This window comes from Serratia sp. AR11, assembly GCF_056376275.1.
In genome coordinates, this window is the sequence record NZ_CM150739.1 from 4,189,877 (window position 1) to 4,205,335 (window position 15,459).

Annotated in this window: 23 protein-coding genes; 8 read left to right on the forward strand and 15 right to left on the reverse strand. The window is 48.8% G+C overall.

Translation table 11 applies throughout. The annotated features are described in order from the left end of the window. Nucleotides 1-183: 183 nt before the first annotated feature. The 3 genes from ACSOSI_RS19680 to ACSOSI_RS19690 are packed head-to-tail and all read right to left on the reverse strand — an operon-like array spanning nucleotide 184 to nucleotide 943. Complete coding sequence (locus ACSOSI_RS19680) at nucleotides 184-384, reverse strand: hypothetical protein (protein WP_476705989.1); 201 nt, start codon at nucleotides 382-384, stop codon at nucleotides 184-186. Then, on the reverse strand, nucleotides 384-722 hold the full coding sequence (locus ACSOSI_RS19685; RefSeq protein WP_476705990.1) for an HNH endonuclease signature motif containing protein: 339 nt from the start codon (nucleotides 720-722) through the stop codon (nucleotides 384-386). Before ACSOSI_RS19685 ends, ACSOSI_RS19680 begins: the two co-directional genes overlap by 1 nt. After that, on the reverse strand, nucleotides 719-943 hold the full coding sequence (locus ACSOSI_RS19690; protein ID WP_135345029.1) for a hypothetical protein: 225 nt from the start codon (nucleotides 941-943) through the stop codon (nucleotides 719-721). The genes ACSOSI_RS19685 and ACSOSI_RS19690 overlap by 4 nt, the downstream gene beginning before the upstream one ends. A 226-nt stretch (nucleotides 944-1,169) precedes the next feature. Between ACSOSI_RS19690 and ACSOSI_RS19695 the strand changes: the two genes are divergently transcribed. Continuing rightward, nucleotides 1,170-1,715 (forward strand): YfbU family protein, encoded by a 546-nt coding sequence (locus ACSOSI_RS19695; protein WP_476705991.1) that lies wholly within the window; start codon nucleotides 1,170-1,172, stop codon nucleotides 1,713-1,715. Between the two features lie 301 nt (nucleotides 1,716-2,016). Here ACSOSI_RS19695 and ACSOSI_RS19700 read toward each other — a convergent pair whose 3' ends face one another. From ACSOSI_RS19700 to ACSOSI_RS19720, 5 genes are all read right to left on the reverse strand, one after another. Then, nucleotides 2,017-2,229, reverse strand: coding sequence for a hypothetical protein (locus ACSOSI_RS19700; RefSeq protein ID WP_476705992.1), 213 nt, complete (start codon nucleotides 2,227-2,229; stop codon nucleotides 2,017-2,019). Continuing rightward, nucleotides 2,226-2,756, reverse strand: coding sequence for a hypothetical protein (locus tag ACSOSI_RS19705; protein ID WP_476705993.1), 531 nt, complete (start codon nucleotides 2,754-2,756; stop codon nucleotides 2,226-2,228). The genes ACSOSI_RS19700 and ACSOSI_RS19705 overlap by 4 nt, the downstream gene beginning before the upstream one ends. Then, the gene (locus tag ACSOSI_RS19710) at nucleotides 2,753-3,232 is read right to left on the reverse strand and encodes a lysozyme (RefSeq protein WP_476705994.1); all 480 of its coding nucleotides are present in this window, start codon (nucleotides 3,230-3,232) and stop codon (nucleotides 2,753-2,755) included. The genes ACSOSI_RS19705 and ACSOSI_RS19710 overlap by 4 nt, the downstream gene beginning before the upstream one ends. 4 nt (nucleotides 3,233-3,236) lie before the next feature. Then, nucleotides 3,237-3,458: an HP1 family phage holin gene (locus ACSOSI_RS19715; protein ID WP_249921499.1), complete on the reverse strand. Its 222-nt coding sequence runs from the start codon at nucleotides 3,456-3,458 to the stop codon at nucleotides 3,237-3,239. A gap of 80 nt (nucleotides 3,459-3,538) precedes the next feature. Next, nucleotides 3,539-4,567: a DNA-methyltransferase gene (locus ACSOSI_RS19720; RefSeq protein ID WP_476705995.1), complete on the reverse strand. Its 1,029-nt coding sequence runs from the start codon at nucleotides 4,565-4,567 to the stop codon at nucleotides 3,539-3,541. A 296-nt stretch (nucleotides 4,568-4,863) separates the two neighbouring features. Between ACSOSI_RS19720 and ACSOSI_RS19725 the strand changes: the two genes are divergently transcribed. Beyond that, a complete protein-coding gene (locus tag ACSOSI_RS19725) occupies nucleotides 4,864-5,664 on the forward strand; it encodes a DUF3800 domain-containing protein (protein WP_476705996.1) in 801 nt (266 codons plus the stop codon). 248 nt (nucleotides 5,665-5,912) lie between these two features. Here the strand turns inward: ACSOSI_RS19725 and ACSOSI_RS19730 are convergent, their stop codons facing one another. The 6 genes from ACSOSI_RS19730 to ACSOSI_RS19755 form a co-directional block, all read right to left on the reverse strand. Further along, nucleotides 5,913-6,584, reverse strand: coding sequence for a hypothetical protein (locus ACSOSI_RS19730; RefSeq protein ID WP_476705997.1), 672 nt, complete (start codon nucleotides 6,582-6,584; stop codon nucleotides 5,913-5,915). Continuing rightward, the gene (locus ACSOSI_RS19735; protein WP_476705998.1) at nucleotides 6,581-7,159 is read right to left on the reverse strand and encodes a recombination protein NinG; all 579 of its coding nucleotides are present in this window, start codon (nucleotides 7,157-7,159) and stop codon (nucleotides 6,581-6,583) included. Before ACSOSI_RS19735 ends, ACSOSI_RS19730 begins: the two co-directional genes overlap by 4 nt. Beyond that, the gene (locus tag ACSOSI_RS19740; protein WP_476705999.1) at nucleotides 7,143-8,129 is read right to left on the reverse strand and encodes a toprim domain-containing protein; all 987 of its coding nucleotides are present in this window, start codon (nucleotides 8,127-8,129) and stop codon (nucleotides 7,143-7,145) included. Before ACSOSI_RS19740 ends, ACSOSI_RS19735 begins: the two co-directional genes overlap by 17 nt. After that, the gene (locus tag ACSOSI_RS19745) at nucleotides 8,126-9,649 is read right to left on the reverse strand and encodes a DEAD/DEAH box helicase family protein (protein ID WP_476707284.1); all 1,524 of its coding nucleotides are present in this window, start codon (nucleotides 9,647-9,649) and stop codon (nucleotides 8,126-8,128) included. Before ACSOSI_RS19745 ends, ACSOSI_RS19740 begins: the two co-directional genes overlap by 4 nt. A gap of 495 nt (nucleotides 9,650-10,144) precedes the next feature. Then, nucleotides 10,145-10,654, reverse strand: coding sequence for a YmfL family putative regulatory protein (locus ACSOSI_RS19750; RefSeq protein ID WP_438934536.1), 510 nt, complete (start codon nucleotides 10,652-10,654; stop codon nucleotides 10,145-10,147). A gap of 59 nt (nucleotides 10,655-10,713) precedes the next feature. After that, entirely contained in the window at nucleotides 10,714-10,944 is a 231-nt protein-coding gene (locus tag ACSOSI_RS19755; protein ID WP_476706000.1) for a helix-turn-helix transcriptional regulator, read from the reverse strand. 104 nt (nucleotides 10,945-11,048) lie between these two features. Between ACSOSI_RS19755 and ACSOSI_RS19760 the strand changes: the two genes are divergently transcribed. After that, nucleotides 11,049-11,711 carry a LexA family protein gene (locus tag ACSOSI_RS19760; RefSeq protein ID WP_476706001.1) on the forward strand — a complete coding sequence of 221 codons (663 nt, stop codon included), beginning with the start codon at nucleotides 11,049-11,051 and terminating at the stop codon, nucleotides 11,709-11,711. Between the two features lie 433 nt (nucleotides 11,712-12,144). On the opposite strand, the gene ACSOSI_RS19765 is transcribed toward ACSOSI_RS19760, so the two are convergent. Then, entirely contained in the window at nucleotides 12,145-12,627 is a 483-nt protein-coding gene (locus tag ACSOSI_RS19765) for a hypothetical protein (protein WP_476706002.1), read from the reverse strand. Nucleotides 12,628-12,808: 181 nt separating this feature from the next. Here ACSOSI_RS19765 and ACSOSI_RS19770 point away from each other — a divergent pair, with 181 nt between their 5' ends. From ACSOSI_RS19770 to ACSOSI_RS19790, 5 genes are all read left to right on the forward strand, one after another. Next, nucleotides 12,809-12,937, forward strand: coding sequence for a hypothetical protein (locus ACSOSI_RS19770; protein ID WP_410528947.1), 129 nt, complete (start codon nucleotides 12,809-12,811; stop codon nucleotides 12,935-12,937). A gap of 176 nt (nucleotides 12,938-13,113) precedes the next feature. Continuing rightward, nucleotides 13,114-13,476, forward strand: a complete 363-nt coding sequence (locus ACSOSI_RS19775; protein ID WP_476706003.1) for a hypothetical protein — start codon at nucleotides 13,114-13,116, stop codon at nucleotides 13,474-13,476. A 33-nt stretch (nucleotides 13,477-13,509) separates the two neighbouring features. Next, the gene (locus ACSOSI_RS19780) at nucleotides 13,510-14,319 is read left to right on the forward strand and encodes a DUF2303 family protein (RefSeq protein ID WP_476706004.1); all 810 of its coding nucleotides are present in this window, start codon (nucleotides 13,510-13,512) and stop codon (nucleotides 14,317-14,319) included. A 93-nt stretch (nucleotides 14,320-14,412) separates the two neighbouring features. Then, complete coding sequence (locus ACSOSI_RS19785) at nucleotides 14,413-15,228, forward strand: ParB/RepB/Spo0J family partition protein (protein WP_476706005.1); 816 nt, start codon at nucleotides 14,413-14,415, stop codon at nucleotides 15,226-15,228. Continuing rightward, on the forward strand, nucleotides 15,225-15,443 hold the full coding sequence (locus ACSOSI_RS19790) for a ParE family toxin-like protein (protein WP_476706006.1): 219 nt from the start codon (nucleotides 15,225-15,227) through the stop codon (nucleotides 15,441-15,443). The genes ACSOSI_RS19785 and ACSOSI_RS19790 overlap by 4 nt, the downstream gene beginning before the upstream one ends. The last annotated feature ends 16 nt before the right edge of the window (nucleotides 15,444-15,459 follow it).

Consider the following 15,459-nt stretch of genomic DNA (forward strand, 5'->3'; position numbering starts at 1 on the left):
TGCACGGCAAATGATTGCATATAAAACCATTTCAAAATGATTGAAAAATCATCCAGAAAAAAACTTTTCATTTCGCGGTTGTGCACAGAAAGGACGGTGATAGGTCATTCGGAGCAAAGGGTTTGAAGTTTTCCCCTCCCCCGACTATTGATGCGAATCATTATCATTGCACTTGCAATCATTTCACTTTTCAATCCTTTCCATACCACCCGTTTGAAGCCCGGCACCGATGGAACCGAAGGCCACCATAGCCTCACCGTCAGGGTAACTGCGCAGCACGTCACGCAACCTTTCCTCGGCTTCCTTCACCTTCGCCTGACTTTCTTCTGATAGCGAAGCAATCAAGCCCTTGAACATCAGTAGCGTTTGTTGGTCATCAGTCATCACTTACTCCAGTGCGAGTTAGGATCGAGCGGCATACCGTCGGCATCACATCCGATGACTGTGCCGCTCTTCTCCATCCGCTGTTTTGTGCCGCTGTGGTGAGGGGTGCATAGGCCCTGCCAGTTCTTTTTGTCCCAGAACAGCTTCTGCGCCTTCGATAGCGCTGTAGAGTTGCCGGACTTAATCGCATCCTTCAGCTTGTGCGGCTCGATATGGTCAACAACAACAGCGACTACCGTTCGTCCCTGCTGTGCGCACATGACACACAGCGGGTTTTGTTGGAGGAATGCACGGCGTGCCTTGTCCCACTTGCTGCCGTATATCCTCGGCTCTTTCACGCTGTAGCCTCGCTTTGCGCTACCGGGTTGGTGTACGTCGCAACCGTTCGGTTATGGCTGTTAGCCAGGTAGGCTGTATCACCAGGCAGAAGGGTAAGTTTCAAAGGCTCGCCGGTGCTGGTATCACCATAGATTGTTTTCTCTACCCGCTTCCATTCGATGGAATCAACGGCATAGATGATTTCGTTTCGGTTAGCAGTGACAATTTTCAGTGTGTACATAGTGGTTTCTCTTGGTGGTAATAGTGGTAATAAAAAAGCCACCAGCCTGCCGATGCGCTAAACGCAAGATAGTAGGATGATGGCTGATTATCTTGCATTACACAGCAGCCTTAAGCAGCGGCTCTGTGATGCAGTCCCAATACTTCTGATAGCACTCTTGATTTATTTATTGGTGACCTCATATTCAATTAGCTAGATATATGTAATTTACTCAAAAGGACATGATATGACCTCTACTGAAAAACTAACCTTGCTAATGATGTGCGATCTATTCGACCACTTAGGTGTAGATGGAGAGATTGATTCTTCGATAGTTCGCGAAGCAGTTGATAGCGGTAATACTTGGGCAATAGAACGTAAATACCAATTTCTGTCTACTGAAGAAGTACCTAAAGAAGTACAGAAAAAAGTTGATTCGGCTCTCACCGCATACCGTAATTTGAGTAATTCACTTCGAACACTTATCCCTGATGAGTCCAATGAGCTTAAAGACAAACACAAATTAAAAATACACGATAAACACATTCAATTTCCAGGCTATGACGGCAACAATGAATCAGATTACATGAGTGTTGCTTTCATGCTTGGTAAGTTAGGTCTATATACAGAACAGCTAGAAATTGACAAAAACTCACATGAAGAGAATGTTAATAGTTACGATGAATTAATTTCAGCACTTACAGTCCTGAAGGATGCTGGTCATAACGTTAATAAACTGGAAAAGCCTCATTTAGATGAAGTCTTGTCCCTTTGCCCTAATTTTTACGATTAAATATCAAGGTAATACTTCTAATATGCCCCTCTATAGGGGCATCACTTCCAACGGTTTTCAGTAATTACAGCCTGAAATGCTGCTTAAACTGAAGGTTCAGGCATTGAGGCAACAGGTGTTAGCTCATCCTCTTTGAACCAAATTTCCGCCGTTGAACCGTTATCCGAAGGCCAGCTCATCAGGTACATGTTCGGCTCGGTGGTGTACTCGGCTCGCCCCAGAATAGTGCACGTCTCGCCAGTGGTCGTTATGGCTGTCTGCCCTAATTCATATTTGAACATTTGCTAACCTTCCAAAAACGTTAATCGGAGCTACAGGAGCCTGAATCGCTGCCGCCACTGTCCGAACTGCCGGTGCTGTAATCATTACTGTAATCAGCACCAACGAATACCGGGTTTAATGGGTTGAGAGGGTTCAGTAGGTCGCTGCCAGTTCCAGCAGCACTCTGCTGCTCCCTACGACGGCGTTCTTCTTCCTGACGGCGACGGCGTTGCTCATAGAAATATCTGCTCATGGTTTCTTCCTTTCATCATCAAGCTGTCGAATAGCCAGCAGTTGGTTGTTCGCCTTATCGATGGCAGCAAGCAACGGGTCAATCCACAATACCGCCTGGCAATAGGTCAGCGTGCTGGCGGCAGTGGTGCCAGCACTGGCTGTGTTAGCGTTAGCGGTATTGCCTGGCATTGCGCCGGAACGTAGACGGTTCGTGTAGTCGAGCAACCCACCAGCAATAGCGGCAGGCACAGCCAAATCGCACGTAGGCTGATTTTTGAGGATTGTCCGGTATTCAATTTCTTTCCCCTGAGTGGCCACGTCGGTATTAATGCCGTACTGGCTCGCTGCGTTACTGATAGCGTTGGCGCGTTGAAACAGAAACGCCTGGGCGGCAATGGTAGCTGTCTGCAGGTTGTTATCGCTTTGAAGCTGCTCAACCTTCCCACCAGCCTTTACAGCGTTACCGTGGAAGTGAAACACCAACCATGCCAGCGCAATGAAGATGATCACTAAAGCAGCCCCCAGGACTGCCATTAACCGGTTCATTTCTGGCTCCAGTTGCAGATCTCACGCTCCACCTCTCGCCGGTTAATCAGGCCCTTCCAGACCTTGCCCCCAGCTTTATTCCAGCGGCGCATTTCATCACAAGCGCCCGAACTGTCACCGGCATTGAGTTTTTTCAGCAGTGTGGATGATTCAAAGGCTTTGACGCCGACGTTGTAGCTGAAGCTGATAAGTGCCGCTTTCTGATATTCACTGGCTGGCACCTTCACAGACCGGGCTACAGAACGGACGAAAGGCACAAGGTCTTTATTCAGTAGCGCTTTGCATTCAGTTTCGGTGTAAGTTTTGCCGGGGATAATATCGACACCAGTATGGCCATAGCAGACAGTCAGCACGCCAACTACATCGCGGTAAGGTCTGTATTCGACTCCTTCCAGTGAAGGAATAAGCACCGCAGCAATAGCCAACGCTCCACCACCGACAGCACCAATGATTTTCTTTCTTAGCTGTGGATTCATGGTTTCACTCACTCATCGCTTTATATGCAGCTTTTGCACGCTCTTTGTCATACCCGACGGCGGTCAGTTTATTAACCAGCTTGCGCTTGTAGTACCAATTCACACCGGCAGTAAACACAGCAACCAGTATCCCCACCAGCACGGCCCAATCCTGCAGGGTCATTGCTCCCGTCGCTGCCAGTAGTGACGCAACCCAATACGAAAGCTGTGAACTGTATTTATCCATCCTCATAACCTCCCCCTGCCGGGGCTGTGCCCGATCGTCGGGTGGTGGAAACAAAAAGCCCCGGCAAATGCCAGGGCGACTTAGTTACTCGGGAATATTTCCCGCTGTGTTTGTTCGAATCGGTCTGATTCCAACTCAACCCCCAGCCCAATGCGGCCCAGCTTGATAGCCGCCTTAATCGTTGAACCGGAACCCATGAAGAAGTCAGCAACGACATCACCTGGGCGACTGCTGGCACTGATGATGTGCTCCATCATTTCAGCAGGCTTTTCGCATGGATGCTTACCGGCATAGAAGGCTACCGGCGAATAGGTCCAAACGTCGGTGTAAGGCACCGCAGCAGATACCGTGAAAGTACGCCGCAATGATTTATATTCCTGGCACAGCTCCAGATATTCGCGGTTGAGGGTTTTGTATTTCCTTACCAGCTCATGATGGGGGCGATTCAATCCACCAGCCTGATGCTTCTCATTGGCTATGCGGTCAAATAGAGCCTGAAGCTTGTGATACTGCTCTTCACTCGGTAGCTGCCACTGGCTCTCACTAAACCAATGGCTGGCCATCTGCTTACCGGTCGCCGCGTTGATGTCCTTCGTAGTGACACCAAGAGACTGCCTGGCAGATTTGAAGTAGTCGATCAGCGGCTTGAATACGTTTTGCTTAAGCTCGGTGCATTTCACCGCGTAGCCGTCAATCTTGGGCTGTAGGGGCCCAGCATAGTGACCGGCGAAAATGATCCGCTCGGTAGCAGGGAAGAATGCGCGTAGCCCTTCTTTATGCTGTCGTTTCCATGCGCCCGAAGGTTTAGCCCATACGATGTGGCTCAGTACGTCGAAACGCTGGCGAACCAACAGCTCAGTATCTGAGGCCAAACGGCTACCACAAAACATGTAAAGACTGCCGTTAGGCTTAAGCACCCGCCAGAACTCCACCAGCAATGAATCCAGCCAGGCTAAATATTCAGCCTCGGTTTTCCATTGGTTATCCCAGTCGCAGGACTTCACCCGGAAATAAGGCGGGTCAGTAGCGATCAGGTCGATGCAGTCATCAGGCAGGGTTTTGATGTATTCGAGTGTGTCAGCGTTGACAAGACTTGTGCTGGATATCATAAGCGCCCTTGTTTGATAGGCTCGTCCTGCTGTTCGCAGCACGGGCAAAGGTTCGCTTGTGACCATTGACATGAGCAACTGGTGGACAGGGTGTTACCTCACCCTTCCGCCGCCCACTTCACAAACATTAAGGCGAAGCACCATCCACCAGATACCGACACAACCCCTCAGCTGGGGTACCGGGTTAATTTTGGATGGCACTTCGCTTTAGCGTTCATTTGATTGTAAAACGATCATTCTCAGAGTTTTAATAATGTGGTTAAATACCATACTTTCACTTTTTTAAGAGTTGGTGCATGCCTGGTAACGATAACCCTGGGAAATTAATCTGGCACGTAGCTTGTGACGAATCAGGCATAGATGGACAACGATTCTATGGCTTCGGTAGTCTTTGGATGAAATACCAAAGACGAGGTGACTTTGCCCGTATAATCCGAGAGCTAAGGGAAAAACATGGTTATTTCGAAGAAATTAAGTGGACTAAAACAAACTCCAAAAAGTTTGCAAACTTCCATTTAGATTTGATAGAAACTTTCTTCAAGCACCAATGGCTTGCTTTCCATTGCATCATTGTCGAGAAATCCATCGTCAATAAAAGCTTTCATGGCGGGGATTATGATCTCGCAATGCGTAAGCACTTCACCAAACTTATCACAGCCAAAATAGGTAATGTTATCCGTGCCCACCCGGAGCGGGATTGCGCTTTCCGAATTGAGGTAGACCCCCTTCCGTCCCGCTACAAGAAAGCTGATGAAGCTTTCCATGTCATTGCTAATAATGTGATATGCAAATCATTTGGCATCAAAAATATTATTTCTTCAGTTGTCACCAAAGATTCTAAATCCTCAGAACATATCCAGATATCGGACTTCTTCTTAGGGGCTGTTATGAGTGCTTACCAGGGGAAAATAGAATCTGAGGTCAAAAAGACATTAGCTAGCACTGTGGCGAAGCATTTGGGGTGGGATTCTCTTAAACACGATACTTGGCCTAAAGAGCGCAAATTTAATATTTGGTTCTTCTACGATAAGACAAAAGGGCCACGTGATATTGAAACACAACCTATTTCCCTACTGTACCCCCTACCTGGGAAGTAAGGAGTCGACCTCTCAGCCGACGTGGTTGGAGTCCCAGTCGATGCGACGAAGTTACCAACTTGGCGGTTTACTTTTGGGAGCCGCCTCTTCATTCCCAAAACCTAATGTATTCACGATATCCAAATAAGCACCGCATTGCAATTCATTGGTTCTAAAAGCCTTCCCTACCACCTACCAAACAACCCGCTCAATGGCGGGTCATTCTGTTGCATCGCTTGATGGTACAGCTTCGCGAAAGCATACCTGTATTATGCATTTCCTTTGGCTATTTTCAAGTTGTTTTTGCAATATTCTTCATTTTCGATGCATATAGCCGCACGAACGGCGAAGAACACCGAAGAATTGAATATTTCAATGCACCAGCGCACCCTGTCATCCACCTGGTCGCGTGTCAGCCATGGGGCGTAATGATTTTGCATATAGCGCCCAAGTACCGACACGGTGTTGTTGCGGCCCGTGTAGAACAGTTTGCCTATCACATAGACCGGGTTGTCATGCTTCATCGAGGCCAGCACCGCTTTTTCCATGAAGTCGCATTCCTCCCCTGCATCAGCAGCCACCAGCATTGATTCCAGAGAGCGTTGAGGCCAGAGGATGGTGGTTGCCTTCTTCAACTGTTCTTCGCCGCGATAGCCGAGGGTGCGCAAGTCCGCCATTACTTTCACGATACGGGCCGCACTTTCATCGTCCCACTGCTCAGGCATGATTTGCCCCCATACACCGCCGCCACCGCTGCACTTCAATTTCCCATCGGTATTACCACCGTACATATCGCCCCAGGCATTCAATAAGTAGGTGATCCACAATGTTTGTAGACGGGTAAGACGCTGGAACTTGCCCAGGTACTTCTTGCGAGAAACTCCGGCAACAGTTGTCCATGCGTTGTGTTTTATTTGTCGTCTCTGATTCGGGGTCATCATGCCGCCTTCTCCTGCTTCAATGCTTTGCGCTTGGCTTTATATGTATCGCGGATACGTTCGTAGTCACTGCGGGTTAACTTGTCTGCTTTCGGCGGTGGGCCTATCAGCCGGTCAAATCTCACCTGACCTATCTTGGCTATCAGGTTAGGCCGGTATTCGCTCAGGTTCGCTGATTTGAAGTTGTTACAGACCGAGCACTGCTTATGGCAATTATCTTCATCAAAGCGCAGCTCTCGATTGCTCCCCACTGTGCGGTAATGCCCGGCGTGATACTGGCCTTCGTGATAGCGGCCACAACTGATGCAAGGCTGGTCAGCGTCACGTTCACGGATGTAGGCGTTAAATTCGGTCTGTGCCAGGTTGATGAAATACTGCAACGGCTTAACGGCCAGCTTGCGAATCTTCAGCTTGGCTTTGCGTTCCCTTTCAGCCAGGCGCTTACGTGCGTCACGCTGGTATGCCATAGCGCAGAGCGGGCCGCAGACTTTCTGTAGGTACTTTTCCGGCGTGAATGTCGTTTCACACTGAGCGCAGACCTTATCCTTGTACTGCTTGGGCTTAGTTGGCTTTTTCATTTTTTCCCTCACGGTGGAATATCCACTCGTAGACTTCTGAGCCGTTAAGCAGCAGATCGTTGAAGTCGCCGGTTTTAGGCCAGCGGACTGAGACTTGTTGGAGATCGTTTTTTGCCAGTAGGTTGGCACGGGCACATTCAAACGCAGCAGCATGGCCGGTAGCGGATTGGTCAGCATCGGCGAAAATGATCAGGCGTTGTACTCCACGGGGTACGCGGAATTTCTTCATGAAAGTGGCGTTAAGCGTCGCCCAGGTGTTGCACTGGGTTATTTGGTGGCAAGACAGAGCCGTTTCTATGCCTTCGGCGATACCCAGCGTTGCGGACGGTGGAAACATACGGATGGCCACCGATGATGCGTGTTCAAGGTAGCTGTCCTCTTGCAGCTTCATCATCTTCTTTGGTGCGCCAGCAACTGTTGCTTTCTGATCTCCGTCCAACAGGGTGCGGTGCAGGTAACACAGCTCGCCCTTATCGTCTGTTGCCAACGCATAGATAGACTGATACTCGCCACCGGCTGCGCGTTGACGTTCACAAAAACGCACGTTCTCGATCGGCAGACTGGTGATGCCCCGTTGTTTCAGGTAGTTGTCTGCGCCGGTACCGCGCAACCCTGTTAACTTTGCAAACTTGCAGCTCACGCGATTCCGTTGGGAGGCTATGCCAGATGAAGGCCCACCAGCCTGGTAGCTCTCTTCCGGAGAATATGTCCGCCCCACCAGCGTATCGACCTCTGACGCCAGTGTTTTGAAGTCCTTGCCGGTTGCACCGGTTAACAATGCCCAGCCGTCACCCGCGCCGCATGAACAAATGTATGAGCCGGTGCCGTTCTTGTCGTCGCAACGGAATTTTCCCTTACGTCCGCACAGCGGACATTCCCCTTTAAAATGATTTTTCCCAGTGACTGGAGGTAAGCCGTAAAATTCGAGTATTTTCGGCCAGTGGCCGATAGCTGCCTGTTTGGTATTCATGCGGCTTTCCCCTGCTTAGATTTTGCGTAGGCAATCTGTGTTGATTTAATGAAGTTGCTCACCACCGGCGTGATAGCCATTGGCGTTCTGTGCAGCCCGTTCGGCCAGACGTCGAATTTTTTCTTATAGACGTGCGAACACCAGCCATCGCTAACAGGTTTGCCCTGAGCGCTGCGGGTGCGTTGGTAATAGAGGATTTGACTCCACCAGGCTTGCTTAACTGCCGTGGTGACTACTTCCTTGGCTTGCTTAACTTTCTTGAGACTGCGTGTTTTGTCTGTGTCGATATCTTCACCGGCGATCGGCTTGAAACCACATTTCGGACAGATGTAGATGCCGACCGGCTTCACGTAATGGCATTGGGTGCATTCTTTCGGCAGGCGTTCCGGTTGTTCGGTTCTGACCACACGGGCCGGGGCATCCTCCATCCCGTCAGAGGTGGCTGGCAGGTAGTCATACTCGATATCGTCGGGATAGCCCATCTGATGGACGGTGCCGGTGTGGTCGAAGATGATGCAGTGATCTTTCCCAGGCGCAGGGCGCAGACCACGGCCAAGAATCTGAATCCAGCGTATTTCTGACTTTGTTGGCCGGGCGAAGATGATGCAGCGGACGTCACTGTCAAAGCCAGCCACCAGCACACCCACGTTGATGATGATCTTAGTGATGCCCTGTTCAAAGCGGCTGATCGTCAGTTGGCGTTCTTCATGGGGTGTTGATGCCGTCATAACCTCAACCATTACACCCGCCCGGCTGAATTCAACGGTCACGTAATTGGCGTGGGCCACGTTGACGCAGAAGCAGATCGTCGGGCGGTCTTCGCCGTTCTCCAGCCAGTTCTTGACGATATCGCCCACCAGCGTCGGGTCACTCATGACATCACCGGATTGCGCTTCGTTGTAGTCTCGGCCATAACCTGCTTGAACCGACGTTTTCACATCGCTCATATCGGGGTGTGACGGGGCGTAAAATTCGTATTTGCTTAGTGCGCCAATGCTGATCAGCTCTTTCATCGTGGTCGGCTTGATCAGCTTCTGGTAATACGTCCCGAGCCATGCTGAAAACGGTGTACCCGACAGGCCGATAACCTTCACGTCAGTGTTAGCCGTCAGGTGGTCGATGATTTCCAGAATCTTTTTGCGCTTCAGGTGGGCTTCGTCGATGATCAGCAGATCGATGTTTTCCGGGAAGTCGCGGCGAATCAGCGTATCAGCCGATGCAATTTGAATAAGGCGCTGCGGGTCGTAGGCCGGATGGTCACGCCAGATATAACCAATTTCTTCAGCAGGTAATCCGTACTCAATGAAACGGTTAGCGGTTTGGTCAAGCAGGACGGTGTACGGGGCCACAAACATTATGCGCATGTTGCGGCTGATGAACCCGCTAGCGATAAGCGCAGCGATTGCCGTTTTGCCGAACCCTACCGGCGCATACATCATGAATGAACCGTGTTGCTTCCATGCCGAGCGCAGCATATTCAGTGCAACAATCTGTTTTTCGCGTGGCTGGATAGTAAGCATCATCGTTTCATTCCTCGTTTTATCGTCTAGCCGTCTAAATTTCCGTTTGGCGCTTTTTAACAACTCGATCCCTTAAAGATCTTCCCTCTGGTAAAGCCTGTTCCTGCCCCCACACCCCAACCCGATCACCCCCCTTTCCCCCCTCTTACCCTTCCCCTCTCCCCCGTTTAAAAAAACACCGTTGAAAATTTTCATGCCGCTTTCCCGTTTTGACCCACCAGCGGTGGCGCGGTAGTTAATCCCTGGCCTGCTCGCGAATACCGTTCGACGTAAGTCCTGAGCCGTGTATTCGCTGCCCTGCGGCCTGCGTTGTCTTGCTGGTATGAAACCTCTTCGAGGTCAAACGCGGCCTGGTAAGCCTCCGCGTATGCGAGCGCAATCTTTCCGCGTTGCGCAGGCGGTAACATGCCAAGCTGTTCTTGAATCCATACGGCATCCTCACGGCAAAACACCGTGGGCATGACGGTTCGAACAAACGCTGCAGACTGCATACGCTTACCTCACGGTTGTAGGTTCCTCTGCAGGGCAAAACACGCTGTAAAGCAAGATGACGTGCTCTTGGAACGTCGCCATCAGCTTGTGTGTGTTTTCGTCCAGAGCCTTCCGTTCAACGTCGTCAATCTCGCCGTCTTCGGTGAATTTGCGGACTAATTCGGAGTGCTTGCCGATGTACTCGATAGCTTCCATCAACTTGCTGTTGATATCATCGCGATCGACGTCTTCCACCTTCGGCAGAGGTACGTTCACGCTGTGCGATTGACGGGATACAGCGTCGGCAAAGTGGGTATTGCCACCAGCACGCTGCAACACCATGAACCAGCCGATCGGGAAAATTTGATTGCTGTTCGGGCGCAGACGGTTAAACAACGCGTCTTCAGTAACCCCAAGCCAGTTAGCTGCCTCTGCATAACCGCCAGGCAGACCAGTGATAATTTTGCGGGCGGCACTAATCACCCATTCAGGCTGTTTCTCTGCCTGCCAGTCCGGCGCTTTTTGCTGTGACACAGTTGTATTCCTCGGGCTGTGGTTACGATTACTTGTTAATTGCGAGATACTCTCACTCATCAATTGGATGGGTTAGATTCACTCTGTTTTGTCGGGGGGAAAACCTCATCCAGCCCAACAGACTCACCAAGCTTGTTGAAAATCGCCACGAAACCACGGCAAGTCTGGATATCCATGCTCCGTCGTCCGGCTTCGTAATGGCAGATAGCACCTGGCGTACAGCCTGCAAGCTGCGCTAACTCAGATTGAGTCAGCCCCAGACGCTTACGAATCACTTGTATGTTGTTCATGAAGCCTCCTATTTCCGAAAAGTATACATATCGTATTCAATGAAGGCAAGCAAAGTATACATATTGTGTCTCGCGGGCTGCTATACAAAACGTATAATTCAGGAATGAACATGAAATGGTATGAAGCCGCCAAAGCCAAAATGAAGGCATCTAAGATTGGCCAAGAACAACTTGCAGAGCATCTAGGTGTAACCAAGGGTGCCGTAAGTCATTGGCTTAATGGTCGTAGAGAGCCGGGCATACAAATCATTGCCAATATTATGAATTTTATTGGTATGAGTGATTTCGTAGTTAACCCAGGGAAGAATGCATCAGTTTCAGAGGCTGAAACCTCAAACATTAAATATGCAGGCCCTTACCATAAAGGACGAGAATTCCCACTAATAAGCTGGGTTCAGGCTGGTGCGTGGGCAGAAGCAATGGAACCGTATACTCTGGACGAGATCGATGAGTGGTATGAGTCCGATACGAAGGTTTTCGGTAAGGCTTTCTGGCTTCGTGTGGAGGGTGAGTCTATGACGGCACCTTCTGGCGTAAGTATCCCAGAAGGCACTTTAGTGCTGGTTGATACAGGCCGTGAACCTATAAACGGTAGTCTAGTGATTGCCAAAATGGTTGACGCAAACGAAGCCACCTTCAAAAAACTGATCATTGATGGTGGTCAGAAGTACCTGAAAGGGCTTAACCCTGCATGGCCTATGAAGGAGATAAATGGCAACTGTAAAATCATAGGTGTGGCTGTTCAAACTATGATGCGCCTTGTTTAACATTTTCCCTCGCTGTCCATAACCCGACCTCTGAGTCGGGTTTTTTGTATCCGCAATATCTCCCACGTTGATTAAAGCAGTTCCCCCCTGCTCAAAGAGCAAATTTCAAACAACTATTTTTTAATAAAAAACATCACATTACGTATTCATGCGAAATTTAGTATACATATCGTATTGCATGGAGTGAATACAATTTGTATACTCGCCACATCAACACCGCAACGCCACCAGCAAACCACCGCCACAAACGTTACGGGAATGGCAGGAAGCCAACAGGCAACACGCCAAGGGGTGAGCGATGCAATCACTCCCCGGCCCCGAAGAGGGATCGATCGGTAACGTTCTTTAGGGAAAGAGTAAACTTATCATGACGAAATGAATATATTTTGGAGAGAAAACGATAGTGTTCAATAAGAACACTATCGTTGAATAGCTATGCAATCAAAGTCATAATTTTGAAAAATGCATCTTCATCAAACAGCGATGTTTTAACACTAGATCCATCTGCTATCACGAGTATTAAATAATCTTCAGAGGGCGATTCATGCTTAAAATGTTTTATAGCTAACGAATATTTGTTGGTTGGAACTTTAGCGCCTCCCGAGACTGTTATGTTAGCAACCCCCATAACACCAACCCAATACAAACCTTCAGGCTCAATTGTTATTCTCTTCGAACCATTGGAGATGGTTATATAATGGAAAGGGAATTGCTTCTTGCACGTTTCATCAAAATATTGCTTTTCAACTATCGTTAATTTTAAAGGCGTGTTTGATACCCAAGGGAGCATATCCTTAGCGAGTTCCCTATAAGCACGCTGGTAATTAGATATATCTCTAACTTCAACCACTTGCAGTTCTTCTGCCCGAGCTGAATTCTGATTTACAGCTTTTAAAAACTCGTCTTTTGCGCTCATGAACACCCCTAGCAGACAAATTATTATCAGTGAGAAGTACTAAAGGACTTCTAATTAACAATACCACATCTTACATATTGCACGGAAAATGATTCCATAAACCATGTTATACCACACAGAAATAGCCCCTGCTGCAGCCCCCATCTTTGCCGGGGCATGACCAGTAGAACGGAGATTCAACATGATCAATCTGAATGTTAACACAATCGTTGTAGACGGTATGCGCACTGCCCCATCCGTGCAGGCCGTTCGCCTCACCTTCTTTGCCCGTCTGCGCAAAATCCTCTGCCAGAAAGGCCACCCGCTTTAATAGTTTTGCTGTGTGTAGTCTTTGGCGACCAGACCGAACTTCAACCCACGAGAGGTGAAGATAATGTTCATAGGCTGGTCGCCCTTTTTCATAGAGAGAAGCGCTTAGGCATCCATTAACCCTGGAGGGCGTCACCCCGCCTGAGTTCTTCTCTGTATGTGACGAGGAGAAATATCATGTCAGAAAATAAAAGCACCCCATTTAGCCAACAACTGGCTTATATCAACCGTGGCGCACTCGATGCCGAACTTACCGAAGCGCTCGCCGAGGTAATTAAACAAGTCCGCGAAACTGGCAAGAAAGGCGCTATTACTCTGACGCTTAATTGCCAGATGTTGAACACCCGCGACGAAAACACAATGAAGATCACCCCCAACGTCAAGAAATCCATTCCTGAACTTGATCGGGCTGACACCATTATGTTCTCAACCGCAGACGGCGACTTAATGCGTGATGATCCATCGCAAGTGCAGATGGATTTGAAAGTGATTGATACCAAGCCTGCCGCCGCGCCTATTAAATTAGCGCAAAACAGCTAACCCAAAACCATCCATAACTGGAAAGGATATTAAATGGACATTACCAACAATAATGAAACCGTTAAGCATATTGCCGAGCTAGCAGTAACAAATAGCTTAATTAAGACTGATATCCCGTATGCGCTTGTACCGCGCGATTACCGGGTTGAATCACTGAAAGACTTCATCGTTGATGAAGAGCAGGTTAAGCAACACGTTGCTGTTATCTCGCCATCATCGTTAATTGGTTATGTTGTCCGCTTCAAAGATGAGCGCAGTGTTATTTTCGCCGACACTGAAAACACTCGCTTTCGCGCGGTGCTTGACTATCACCTGGATGGCAAAACACCCTTCAAAAATACGCATGTTGTAACGTATGACTGCCCACTGTCCGATGAGTGGAAAGCGTTTACTCGTTATAACGCTGAAAAAATGGATCAGGTGACGTTTGCTGAGTTTATTGAGCAGTATATTAACTGTATTGCACCCACATCTGACTCAAACCAAACGTCCGGTAATGAGTTATTAGAAATGGTACTGGCTTTCCAGGAAACGCGCACTTCTAATTTTAAGGCCGTGACTCGCTTAAGTGATGGCACTTTCCAGATGGCCTTCAGTAACGAAACAACCGGTAGTGGTAACACCAAATTGCCGGAAAAAATCTCGCTGGCAATCTCGCCATTCCATAACGGCACGCCTTATCAGATTGATGCTCGTATTCGCTACCGTCTACGTGAAGGCAAGCTGGCGCTCTGGTATGAGCTGATCGACCCGAAAAAAATCATTGAACATGCGTACAACGAAATTCTGGTCGATCTGCAAAACCAATTGCCGGACGTTCCAGTTTTTGAAGGCCGCATTTAAGCCTAAATAAATTTCAATAAAGTGAAGCCTTATGCGCCGCCGTGTGTGGCGCATAGTGAAGCATTTTCACCCCTCAGAATGGATAGATAAATTATGGCAACTTTAAGTCAGCGCTATGCTGCGCGTGAAAGTATTGGCTCCGATATTTCCACCCGTAAAACGTTTATGGTTCCTCTCAATGAAATTTATGCAGAGGAAGGCTATAACGTTCGTGAATTAAACCAGGCACACGTTGAAGAATTTAGGGATGCTTGGATTGCCGGTGAGTTTATTCCCCCTCTCGCTGTTGAAATAACGGAACAGGGTGTGAAAGTGATCGACGGTCACCACCGCTACCACGGTGCGTTGCTAGCGTCTGCTGCCGGTCATGAAGTGTTGCGTCTTGAGTGTAAGGATTTCGTCGGCACAGAGGCAGATAAAATCGCATTCATGGTCACCAGTTCGCAAGGGCTGGCACTTTCCCCGATCGAACGTGGCGCGGCTTACCAGCGGCTTGTTAATCAGGGCTGGACCAACGCAGAGATCGCCAAGAAGGTTAAGCGGTCTGAGTCTGACATTCTCCAGCACCTGCAATTGCAGGAATGCACCCCATACGTTAAAAGCCTCGTCCGCTCCGGTACGATGAATTATGCCTTGGCCATCAGCATTAACCGCGAGCACGGAGTTTATGCCGACAAGGAAGCTGCCAGATTAATGAAAAAGGCAGAGGACGCAGGTAAAACTAAAGTCACTAAAAGCATCGCACAGCCGCAATTCAGCGCAAAGAAAGCCCGCCGTATGCTGGAGTTGCTCTTTGATGCAGTTCCGATTGTCCAAGGCGAAAGCGATATGCTGATGCTTCCCAGCGGAAGTAAAGACGAGGTGATGCAGATAATCAGTGATTATCGCAATGAAACCCACCAGCAATGAGCGTCAATTTAAATAACGCCCCTTTGTGGATAACAGAAAGAGCACTGGAAATATTAAATAAATTCAGTGCCTGCCAAATATTCCCTAGAAAAACCCACAGTAAAAAGTATTTCACCCTCCGGGTTAATAAGCGTTGGCGGTTACTTTCAAAAGATGACGGCCAGAATTGGCAACTGCTTACCCACAATGATTACAACTCAGTAATCGATATCTAATTACCTACTCCGGCCC

Bases quoted from the DNA above. Each gene is read 5' to 3' on its own strand.
- ACSOSI_RS19680 (WP_476705989.1), bottom strand. From the start codon at position 384: ATGACTGATGACCAACAAACGCTACTGATGTTCAAGGGCTTGATTGCT.
- ACSOSI_RS19690 (WP_135345029.1), bottom strand. From the start codon at position 943: ATGTACACACTGAAAATTGTCACTGCTAACCGAAACGAAATCATCTAT.
- ACSOSI_RS19695 (WP_476705991.1), top strand. From the start codon at position 1,170: ATGACCTCTACTGAAAAACTAACCTTGCTAATGATGTGCGATCTATTC.
- ACSOSI_RS19700 (WP_476705992.1), bottom strand. From the start codon at position 2,229: ATGAGCAGATATTTCTATGAGCAACGCCGTCGCCGTCAGGAAGAAGAA.
- ACSOSI_RS19705 (WP_476705993.1), bottom strand. From the start codon at position 2,756: ATGAACCGGTTAATGGCAGTCCTGGGGGCTGCTTTAGTGATCATCTTC.
- ACSOSI_RS19710 (WP_476705994.1), bottom strand. From the start codon at position 3,232: ATGAATCCACAGCTAAGAAAGAAAATCATTGGTGCTGTCGGTGGTGGA.
- ACSOSI_RS19715 (WP_249921499.1), bottom strand. From the start codon at position 3,458: ATGGATAAATACAGTTCACAGCTTTCGTATTGGGTTGCGTCACTACTG.
- ACSOSI_RS19720 (WP_476705995.1), bottom strand. From the start codon at position 4,567: ATGATATCCAGCACAAGTCTTGTCAACGCTGACACACTCGAATACATC.
- ACSOSI_RS19725 (WP_476705996.1), top strand. From the start codon at position 4,864: ATGCCTGGTAACGATAACCCTGGGAAATTAATCTGGCACGTAGCTTGT.
- ACSOSI_RS19730 (WP_476705997.1), bottom strand. From the start codon at position 6,584: ATGATGACCCCGAATCAGAGACGACAAATAAAACACAACGCATGGACA.
- ACSOSI_RS19735 (WP_476705998.1), bottom strand. From the start codon at position 7,159: ATGAAAAAGCCAACTAAGCCCAAGCAGTACAAGGATAAGGTCTGCGCT.
- ACSOSI_RS19740 (WP_476705999.1), bottom strand. From the start codon at position 8,129: ATGAATACCAAACAGGCAGCTATCGGCCACTGGCCGAAAATACTCGAA.
- ACSOSI_RS19745 (WP_476707284.1), bottom strand. From the start codon at position 9,649: ATGCTTACTATCCAGCCACGCGAAAAACAGATTGTTGCACTGAATATG.
- ACSOSI_RS19755 (WP_476706000.1), bottom strand. From the start codon at position 10,944: ATGAACAACATACAAGTGATTCGTAAGCGTCTGGGGCTGACTCAATCT.
- ACSOSI_RS19760 (WP_476706001.1), top strand. From the start codon at position 11,049: ATGAACATGAAATGGTATGAAGCCGCCAAAGCCAAAATGAAGGCATCT.
- ACSOSI_RS19765 (WP_476706002.1), bottom strand. From the start codon at position 12,627: ATGAGCGCAAAAGACGAGTTTTTAAAAGCTGTAAATCAGAATTCAGCT.
- ACSOSI_RS19770 (WP_410528947.1), top strand. From the start codon at position 12,809: ATGATCAATCTGAATGTTAACACAATCGTTGTAGACGGTATGCGCACT.
- ACSOSI_RS19775 (WP_476706003.1), top strand. From the start codon at position 13,114: ATGTCAGAAAATAAAAGCACCCCATTTAGCCAACAACTGGCTTATATC.
- ACSOSI_RS19780 (WP_476706004.1), top strand. From the start codon at position 13,510: ATGGACATTACCAACAATAATGAAACCGTTAAGCATATTGCCGAGCTA.
- ACSOSI_RS19785 (WP_476706005.1), top strand. From the start codon at position 14,413: ATGGCAACTTTAAGTCAGCGCTATGCTGCGCGTGAAAGTATTGGCTCC.
- ACSOSI_RS19790 (WP_476706006.1), top strand. From the start codon at position 15,225: ATGAGCGTCAATTTAAATAACGCCCCTTTGTGGATAACAGAAAGAGCA.